General features: G+C 59.0%; 11 protein-coding genes. 8 read left to right on the top strand and 3 right to left on the bottom strand.

Annotation, left to right across the window (positions count from 1 at the left end; all coding sequences use genetic code 11):
• Window positions 1-210: 210 nt before the first annotated feature.
• The 4 genes from ACR0AG_RS22295 to ACR0AG_RS22280 all read left to right on the top strand — a co-directional run bounded on the left by ACR0AG_RS22295 (window position 211) and on the right by ACR0AG_RS22280 (window position 2,314).
• Window positions 211-555, top strand: coding sequence for a YbaB/EbfC family nucleoid-associated protein (locus tag ACR0AG_RS22295; RefSeq protein WP_170794549.1), 345 nt, complete (start codon window positions 211-213; stop codon window positions 553-555).
• Between the two features lie 61 nt (window positions 556-616).
• Window positions 617-1,210 carry a recombination mediator RecR gene (gene recR, locus ACR0AG_RS22290; protein WP_480842862.1) on the top strand — a complete coding sequence of 198 codons (594 nt, stop codon included), beginning with the start codon at window positions 617-619 and terminating at the stop codon, window positions 1,208-1,210.
• A gap of 80 nt (window positions 1,211-1,290) precedes the next feature.
• Window positions 1,291-1,650, top strand: coding sequence for a hypothetical protein (locus ACR0AG_RS22285; RefSeq protein WP_480842860.1), 360 nt, complete (start codon window positions 1,291-1,293; stop codon window positions 1,648-1,650).
• Window positions 1,651-1,825: 175 nt separating this feature from the next.
• Window positions 1,826-2,314, top strand: coding sequence for a hypothetical protein (locus tag ACR0AG_RS22280; RefSeq protein WP_480842858.1), 489 nt, complete (start codon window positions 1,826-1,828; stop codon window positions 2,312-2,314).
• Here the strand turns inward: ACR0AG_RS22280 and ACR0AG_RS22275 are convergent.
• Complete coding sequence (locus ACR0AG_RS22275; RefSeq protein ID WP_480842856.1) at window positions 2,311-2,952, bottom strand: ribonuclease T2 family protein; 642 nt, start codon at window positions 2,950-2,952, stop codon at window positions 2,311-2,313. The two genes, ACR0AG_RS22280 and ACR0AG_RS22275, sit on opposite strands and share 4 nt — an antisense overlap.
• A 131-nt stretch (window positions 2,953-3,083) precedes the next feature.
• Between ACR0AG_RS22275 and ACR0AG_RS22270 the strand changes: the two genes are divergently transcribed.
• Together ACR0AG_RS22270 and ACR0AG_RS22265 are read left to right on the top strand one after the other, a co-directional pair.
• Window positions 3,084-3,851, top strand: a complete 768-nt coding sequence (locus tag ACR0AG_RS22270; protein ID WP_480842854.1) for a DUF1013 domain-containing protein — start codon at window positions 3,084-3,086, stop codon at window positions 3,849-3,851.
• Window positions 3,852-3,905: 54 nt separating this feature from the next.
• On the top strand, window positions 3,906-4,298 hold the full coding sequence (locus tag ACR0AG_RS22265) for a hypothetical protein (RefSeq protein ID WP_480842852.1): 393 nt from the start codon (window positions 3,906-3,908) through the stop codon (window positions 4,296-4,298).
• A gap of 39 nt (window positions 4,299-4,337) precedes the next feature.
• On the opposite strand, the gene ACR0AG_RS22260 is transcribed toward ACR0AG_RS22265, so the two are convergent.
• A complete protein-coding gene (locus ACR0AG_RS22260; RefSeq protein ID WP_480842850.1) occupies window positions 4,338-5,369 on the bottom strand; it encodes a permease in 1,032 nt (343 codons plus the stop codon).
• Window positions 5,362-5,670, bottom strand: coding sequence for an ArsR/SmtB family transcription factor (locus tag ACR0AG_RS22255; protein WP_480842848.1), 309 nt, complete (start codon window positions 5,668-5,670; stop codon window positions 5,362-5,364). The genes ACR0AG_RS22260 and ACR0AG_RS22255 overlap by 8 nt, the downstream gene beginning before the upstream one ends.
• A 136-nt stretch (window positions 5,671-5,806) precedes the next feature.
• Between ACR0AG_RS22255 and pdxR the strand changes: the two genes are divergently transcribed.
• Both pdxR and ACR0AG_RS22245 read left to right on the top strand, forming a co-directional pair.
• Complete coding sequence (pdxR, locus tag ACR0AG_RS22250) at window positions 5,807-7,267, top strand: MocR-like pyridoxine biosynthesis transcription factor PdxR (RefSeq protein ID WP_480842846.1); 1,461 nt, start codon at window positions 5,807-5,809, stop codon at window positions 7,265-7,267.
• Between the two features lie 120 nt (window positions 7,268-7,387).
• Window positions 7,388-7,619 (top strand): thiamine pyrophosphate-binding protein (locus ACR0AG_RS22245; protein ID WP_480842844.1); only part of this gene is annotated, 232 nt, incomplete at its 3' end.

The following is a 7,619-nucleotide window of genomic DNA, read 5'->3' as shown; positions in this document are numbered from 1 at the left end:
CCTTCGACCGAGCCGGGACAGATCACGTTGCAACTCACCCCGTGAGGGACCAACTGCATCGCCAGGCGGGCATTGCCCGCGTGCTGCCGGGCCCAACGAGAGGAAAGGTCTTGCCAAAGACCTTGACGATGGGCGGGAGCCGCCTCGCCTCTTGTGCCGCGCGGATGGCCCCCGTATTTAGTCTGCAAACCGATTTACAGGAGAATACTGATGCTCAAAGGTTTAGGCGGTCTGGGCGATATGGCCAAGATGATGAAATCCGCGCAGGACCTGCAAACCAAGATGACTGAAATGCAGGAAGAGCTGAACACCCTGATGGTTGTGGGCGAATCCGGCGCGGGTCTGGTCAAGGCCACGGCCACGGCCAAAGGTGAGCTCAAGGGCCTCGACATTGATCCCTCGATCTTCAACGGGGACGACAAGGAAGTGGTCGAAGACCTGATCCTCGCCGCCATCAAGGACGCCCAGACCAAGGCGACCGAGCGGGCGCAGGCAGAAATGGCCAAGCTGACCGAAAGCATGGGCCTGCCGGCGGACATCAAACTGCCGTTCTGATCTTCATCTATTCAGAAATACTCCCGCCGGAGGCTGCCGCCGGCGCAGCACAGGACAGGCCGTGAGCTCGAACAGCGACATCGACAACCTGATTGACCTGATGGCCAAGCTGCCCGGCCTCGGCCCCCGCTCGGCCCGCCGCGCGGTGCTGCACCTGATCCGAAAACGCGCCCTGCTGCTGACGCCGCTTTCGGACGCGATGCAGCAGGTCGCCGTCACCGCGCGCGAATGCCTGAACTGCGGCAATGTCGGCACCACCGATATCTGCGACATCTGTGACACCGAGGCCCGCGCGACCGGAGAGCTTTGCGTCGTCGAAGACGTCGCTGACCTCTGGGCAATGGAACGCGCGGGCGTGTTCAAAGGCCGCTATCACGTGCTGGGCGGCACCCTGTCGGCGCTGGACGGCATCGGCCCGGAAGAACTCCGCATCCCCCGCCTCAAAGATCGCGTTGTGGCCGAAGGGATCACCGAGATCATCCTCGCGCTCAACGCCACCGTCGACGGCCAGACCACCGCGCATTACATAGCCGATCAGTTGGAGGGTCAGGTGCGTCTGACCTCATTGGCGCAGGGCGTGCCGATTGGCGGAGAGTTGGATTATCTGGATGATGGGACGATTACGGCGGCGCTGAGGGCGCGGAAAGAGCTGTAGTTCGGCCTCATGCGCGCCTTGCGAACTTCACAGATAGCTGCCACTTTTGGTCTAAGAACATCTGGCAATTAGAGCATCTGATGCGAAAGTTCTTTGGGATTCTATCTGCGCTATTGGTGGTCGGCATTATTGGCCTTTATCTGCTGCTATTTCCACCGCTGCCTCTGCCGCCCGAGATTGGCAGAGATTTACCTAGCAATTTTGCCGAGGCCGACGCAGAATTCGCCATCAGGATTATGACCGAGTTCCCCCTACCACAAACTGAGCAGCAACTGGTCGACAGACTAAAGCAGAAAGGGTTTTCTGTTTCTGACGGAAAAAACTACGCCTTCTTTGAAAAACAGTCGTTTCCCTGCATACTCTTCTGGCGTGTTTTTTGGAAATCCCAAAGCGGAACAGTAACAGAGATTAACCCAAACTACGGCGGCTCGTGTCTTTGAAACAGCCAGCCGCGCGAGTTTCCATTGGCCTAGAGATGTGCGTCTTCGACGTTTACTTTGAAAGTGAATACACAGAACTATCGGGAATGGCTTGATTGCGATCAGGGAATATCCTTGGCTGATCGCTATAGATTTGCGCCGCAGACACCGCTTCATAACCTTTTGGAAAGACAAAATGACCCGCCTTCTCGCCCTCACCTTCGCCGCTTTCACCGCCACGGCCGCCTTTGCCCAAAACCTCGTCGACAAGGGTTTTGTCGAAGGCTGGAACATCATGATGGACCCTGCACTGGGGAACGGGTGCCTGATCCAGACGGTGTATCAGGACCTCTCGGTAGTCAGGATCGGGTATGACGCGCTGGACAATCGCGGGTATTTTGCCGTCTACAACAAGGCCTGGGGCGATATCAAACAGGGCGAAAGCTATCCGATCCGGTTCGATCTGGACGGCAAAAGTTACGATGCCACGGCCATCGGGTTCAACGAACGTGATGTGCCGGGTGCCACGGTGTTTTTCACGGATCGTAGCTTTGTTGCTGCAATTGCGCAGAACAAGACGATGACGGTCTACAACCCTCAGGGCGAAACCGTGATGGCGATTGATCTGAAGGGCACCGCAAAGGCGCTGGAATACGCGCGCGAGTGCCAGAGCGGTGAGCTTTAGCGAATCGGATCGAACAGCGCGTCTTTGGCCGTGCAGTCGCGGATCACGTCTCGCCCACAGGGCACGGGCTTTAACCCGCGCGACAGGCACAGGCGAACCTCTTCGATATAGCCTTGTTTGCAGGTGATGGTGATCATGTCCGCGCTAAGCCCCGGATTGGCATTAAGGAACGCCTCTTCCACAACCGAGGCTGGCAATTTGACCGACGTGTCGAGCTTGCGGAACACCTCGGGGCGGGTCACCGCACCATAGGCCTGTCTGGACAGCGCGAAATAGTCCGATGCCGTCAGCCCCGAGCAGGTGCCGTGTTTTTTCCACTGGTGCCAGGCCAAACCGGAACTGCCCTGAATGTCGGTCATTTCGCGGGTCATTGTGCGCGATGGCGGGGCCTTGGCGGTCGGGCAATACGAGGGCCAGCCCTGGTGGTATTGCGGCCAAAGCCCGTGCAGAATCCAGCCATGATCATGCCGCGCGTCACATTGATCCGAGCCACGCGCATCGCCTTCGCGCGCGCACCAGTTGGGTGACCAGCTGAGTGCCAGAACGTAATAGTCAAACTCACCAGCCTCTTCGCCCTCGGCCAGCGCGGCCACGGCGCTCAGCCCCCACGCAAACAGCCCTAACAAACCCTGGCGCATTCGCCTCTTCCCTTCTTTATCTGACGCGACTATATAGGCGCCAAGTTCCCCGACAACGGAAACCTGCCCCAAGATCACGGGGCCGCCGAATTCCGGCGACGGGACAGATGTATGCATTAGGAGGCAGGCTGATGGCAAAACCGCTTATGGCCAAGGCCACCGCCGTATGGCTGGTGGACAACACCACGATCAGCTTCAAGCAGATCGCGGATTTCGTAGGGATGCACGAGCTGGAAGTGCAGGGCATTGCCGACGGTGATGTAGCCACCGGCGTCAAGGGTTTCGACCCGATCGCCAACAACCAGCTGACCCAGGACGAGATCGACGCAGCACAGAACAATCCGCTGCACAAGCTCAAGCTCAAGTTCAACGCGGCAGCAGCGGGCGAGGAAAAACGACGCGGCCCGCGTTACACACCGCTGTCCAAACGTCAGGACCGCCCGAACTCGATCCTGTGGCTGGTCAAGTTCCACCCCGAGCTTAGCGACGGTCAGATCGCCAAGCTGGTGGGCACCACCAAGCCGACAATCCAGTCGATCCGCGAACGCACCCATTGGAACATTGCCAACATGCAACCCATCGACCCCGTCGCGTTGGGGCTGTGCAAGCAATCCGAACTGGACGCCATCGTGCAAAAAGCCGCCGCCAAGAAAGCGGCCGAAGGTGGCGTGATGAGCGATGATGAACGGCGCAAACTGGTCTCGACCGAGCAATCGCTGGAAATGGACGCCGCACCTAAGATCCCGACGGCCATCGAAGGGCTTGAGACGTTTTCGCTGTCGGACGATGCTGATGACCAGAAGGACGAGGATGAAGAAGCCATTGTCGATGCAGACAGCTTCTTCAACCTGCCCAAAGGTGGCGGCAGCGACGAAGACGAAGACGATCCGCGCCTCTGATCTGATCACGGCCCCATCTGCGCTCAGGTGGGGCCTTCTTTTTGTAAAAATGCCATGCTGAACATCCTGTCTGCTCTCTTTGGCCCTCACCGTGCCGTTTCGATTTACGTTTTTCTCAAGACCAAGGGGCTGGCCATTGCCGGGGCGTTGGTCATGGTCGCTATTGTCACGGTGCTGTTTGTTCTGGGGGATGACGGCGAGCATGAACATCATTCGTTCATCACCGTTCCGGTCCTGTCTGCAACGCCGATCAATGGTGATCTGAAAAACGGTGTTATCGCGTCGGTCCGGTTGCCCGATGGTACGGCGGCGTCGGTCACATCGACCGAAGCACCGGTGGCGCAAACCGTCGGCACCAGCGCCTGTATCGAAAAACGTGTCTATGTGGACAGCGGGGAACCCAGATACCGGTTCAAGCTGCCGCAATATTGCGAAGCAAGCTCATAAGCAAAACCGCCCGGTGGGTGCCACCGGGTGGTTTTTCCTTCAGATCATCTGAAACAGTATCCCTGCCACAACCGCGCCGCTGATGCCCAGGGCAAGGTAGGTCGCAAAGACCTGCGGTTTGACCAGTGACCAGACAGCCGCCATAGCAGGGATCGAGCTGACAGCGCCTGCTACCATGAATGCCATCGCAGCCCCGGCAGTCATCCCCTGCTCGATCAGCCCTGCCAGCAATGGTGGCGCCACGTATGAGTTCAGGTAGGCTGGCATACCGACCAGCGCGGCGATCACGATAGGAACGACACCCTCTCCGCCGACAACACGGGCAATCAGGTCTGCGGGGACGTAGCTGACCAGCAATGCCTCTAGCACATAGGCCAGGGCCAGCCATTTCAGCAGAAACAGGCCGTTATGGACAAACTCGGACCGGAACCGCGCGCGGCGATCGGGGTCTTGCCAGAAGGTCCAGACCGGTTTGTCGTCAGCCTTGGGGCCAGAGCCGCAACAACCGGCCGGTTTGTATGCGCGCAGCGGCTGTGCAAACGCGCCGCCCCGCATCAGGGCCCGCACAGCGAAGCCGCCAAACAAACCCAGCGCCACCGCGGCAACGGCCTTGCCGATGGCAAAGGGCCAGCCCAATGCGCCGGCTGTGATCAACAAAGTCGGCGGGTCGATCAGCGGCGAGCTGAGCCAGAACGCCATCACAGCCGACAAAGGTGCCCCCAAGGCCAGCAATCCTGCGATAAAGGGGATCACCTCGCAGGAACAAAACGGCGCCAGCCCCCCAAACAGGGCCGCAAGAAAGATCATGCGCGTCTCGCGGCCTTCAAAGGCGCGCGCGACCATAACCTCGGCCCCGGTGGCCTTTAGGTAGGACAGCAGCAGGACGGCAAACAGAATGTACTTTCCGGTATGCGCGAGGGCCTTGCCGGCAAAGGTGACAATCTCAGCCCAGTTTCCCGGATCCAACACGGCAACTGCAATCAACAGCGCCACAATCAACGCCCACGGGGTCTTGATCAGATCAAGAACGGCACGCGATGAAAGCTTCGGGTTCTGCGTCAGTTCAGCCATCGTTCGCGGCCTTTCCCACTTCGTCGGCGCAACATTCGCTGAGGATGAACTGCGCCAGATTTCTCAATTCGTCAAAGCACGCCCGATTGATCGTGCTGCGGCCGTCCTTTTCCTGCTCAACAACACCTCCGGCGGCCAGAAACCGCAGATGATGTGCCAGGGTCGAAGGAGCGATGCCTGTACGATTCTGAATCTCGCCAACCGTCAGCCCTGTTTCACCAGCGCGCACCAGCGTTTTCAGAACTTTCAACCGGGCCTCGGACCCCATGGCCGAAAAGCCTGCTGCAGCGGTTTCCCACATCTGATCTCTCCATTAAACTAATTTACTAGTTATTTAGATGAATCCGATCTCCCCGTCAAGCCGGCCACATCACAAAGTTCCGGATTTTGGATAAGGCCAGATTGCCCATGCGTTAAGTCCAACCTATAAACAGGTCATGAGCATATCGGTCGACACTTTCTTTCTCGAACCCAACGGCCAGGGCACCCTGCAGGCCCGCATTCAACAGATGATCGCCGAAGGCATCCTGTCGGGTCGGTTCCATGTGGGCGAGAAACTGCCATCGTCGCGCAATCTGGCCTCACATCTGGGCGTCAGCCGGATCACCGTGACGCTGGCTTACACGGAATTGCTGGCCAACGACTATCTGACCGCTCGGGACCGGTCAGGCTATTACGTGTCCGAAAACGCGCCGGTCCCGCCGCAATACACCCCGGTTCAGCGCGGAACCGAGTCGGTGGATTGGGGCAAATCGCTGGCGCGGCGGTTTTCGGGCGGGGATTTTCTGCAAAAACCCAGCGACTGGCGCGACTATCGCTTTCCTTTCATTTACGGCCAGGCTGATCGTAACCTGTTCGACCACGCTAACTGGCGGCTGTGTGCGGTGCGCGCGCTGGGCCATAAGGATTTCGATTCTCTGACCGGCGATTACGTGGACCGCGACGATTCTCTGCTGGTCGAATTCATTGCCCGCCATACCTTGCCGCGCCGTGGAATCTCGGCCCGACCCGAAGAGATCCTGATCACGCTCGGGGCGCAGAACGCGCTGTGGCTGGCGTCACGCATTCTGCTGAACCGACAATCCAAAGCTGCGATAGAAGACCCCTGCTACTATGCTTTGCGTGACCTTCTGCTGCATTCCGAATGCGCGCTGGCACCGATCCGCGTCGATCAGGACGGGCTCCCGCCCGAAGCGATTTCGCACGATACCGACGTCATATTCACGACCCCCAGCCACCAATGCCCAACGACGGCAACCATGCCGGTAGATCGCCGCACAGCCCTGCTGAGCCGGGCCCGGGACTTGGACGCCATCATTGTCGAGGACGATTATGAGTTCGAGATGTCCTTTCTGGACTCACCGTCACCTGCGCTGAAATCCATGGATCGGGATGGTCGGGTCATCTATGTGGGCAGCTTCTCGAAATCTCTGTTTCCGGGGCTGCGGCTTGGCTACATGGTCGGGTCCGAAGATTTCATCCGCGAGGCCCGGGCCCTGCGTGCACTTGTCCTGCGCCACCCGCCCGGTCATGTTCAGCGCACAGCGGCCTATTTTTTGTCGCTGGGTCACTATGATGCGCAGATCCGGCGCATGTCCAAAGAGTTGAAACTGCGGCGCGAAGCGATTGAGCAGGCCATTTCGAAACATGGGCTCAGCGTGGCCGGGCGCGGCGTACTGGGCGGATCATCCATGTGGATGCGAGCGCCGTCGCACATCGACACGACGCAGTTGGCCCGGACCCTTCAGACCCGAAGCGTTCACATAGAACCCGGCGAGCTTTTCTTTTCCGGCCCCGATCGACCGCGGAACTTTTACCGTTTGGGGTATTCCTCGATCTTGCCCGAACGTATCGGACCCGGCATCGAGCAAATCGCCGCGGCCATTCAGTCCAAGTGACAACTGGACCTAACCCGGTATCCTTTCTGGCCCTAACGTCGCCGTCACCCATGCGCGAAAAGCGCTGAGTAACGCTGCCGCGACACCCACGGCACCCCATTCAGCCCGGAGTAGCCCCTTATGAAGATGACGACAGAAGAAGCGTTTGTTAAGACGTTGCAGATGCATGGAATTGAGCATGCGTTTGGGATTATCGGCTCAGCGATGATGCCGATTTCGGATATTTTTGGCCAGGCGGGCATCACGTTCTGGGACTGCGCGCATGAAGGGTCGGGCGGCATGATGGCCGATGGCTACACCCGCGCGACCGGCAAGATGTCGATGATGATCGCGCAGAACGGCCCCGGCATCA

It is taken from the genome of Ruegeria sp. H6 (assembly GCF_056532975.1).
The sequence above is the reverse complement of the archived record's forward strand: the minus strand, read 5'-3'. Positions and strand labels throughout refer to the sequence as shown.

Bases quoted from the DNA above. Each gene is read 5' to 3' on its own strand.
- ACR0AG_RS22295 (WP_170794549.1), top strand. From the start codon at position 211: ATGCTCAAAGGTTTAGGCGGTCTGGGCGATATGGCCAAGATGATGAAA.
- ACR0AG_RS22285 (WP_480842860.1), top strand. From the start codon at position 1,291: ATGCGAAAGTTCTTTGGGATTCTATCTGCGCTATTGGTGGTCGGCATT.
- ACR0AG_RS22280 (WP_480842858.1), top strand. From the start codon at position 1,826: ATGACCCGCCTTCTCGCCCTCACCTTCGCCGCTTTCACCGCCACGGCC.
- ACR0AG_RS22275 (WP_480842856.1), bottom strand. From the start codon at position 2,952: ATGCGCCAGGGTTTGTTAGGGCTGTTTGCGTGGGGGCTGAGCGCCGTG.
- ACR0AG_RS22270 (WP_480842854.1), top strand. From the start codon at position 3,084: ATGGCAAAACCGCTTATGGCCAAGGCCACCGCCGTATGGCTGGTGGAC.
- ACR0AG_RS22265 (WP_480842852.1), top strand. From the start codon at position 3,906: ATGCTGAACATCCTGTCTGCTCTCTTTGGCCCTCACCGTGCCGTTTCG.
- ACR0AG_RS22260 (WP_480842850.1), bottom strand. From the start codon at position 5,369: ATGGCTGAACTGACGCAGAACCCGAAGCTTTCATCGCGTGCCGTTCTT.
- ACR0AG_RS22255 (WP_480842848.1), bottom strand. From the start codon at position 5,670: ATGTGGGAAACCGCTGCAGCAGGCTTTTCGGCCATGGGGTCCGAGGCC.
- pdxR (WP_480842846.1), top strand. From the start codon at position 5,807: ATGAGCATATCGGTCGACACTTTCTTTCTCGAACCCAACGGCCAGGGC.